Annotated in this window: 1 protein-coding gene; it reads right to left on the bottom strand. The window is 69.4% G+C overall.

The window, feature by feature from the left end:
- The coding region (locus Q4563_RS22065; protein WP_303606061.1) for a glycosyltransferase at nucleotides 1-242 on the bottom strand (242 nt) is incomplete at both ends.

The following is a 242-nucleotide window of genomic DNA, read 5'->3' as shown; positions in this document are numbered from 1 at the left end:
ACGTCCGCATCGCGAACGAGATGCCGACGTTGCCGTGGAACAACTGGGTCTCAGTCCCCACCCGGGGAATCAGCCCCAGCTCGGGGTGCGACATGCGCTGAACGATCAGCTCCGCATCGGCGTGCGCCTCGACGGCGGCCCGGTACACGTCGGGGACGAGTACGTCGTCGTCGTCGAGGAACCCGACCCAGTCGGTCCAGATGTGCGGGGCGGCTGCGTTGCGAGCGAGGCCGGGTGCCCCG

The sequence above is a fragment of the Gilvimarinus sp. 1_MG-2023 genome (assembly GCF_030548285.1).
Note: the sequence above shows the minus strand (reverse complement) of the source record. Positions and strands in the feature narration are given on the sequence as shown.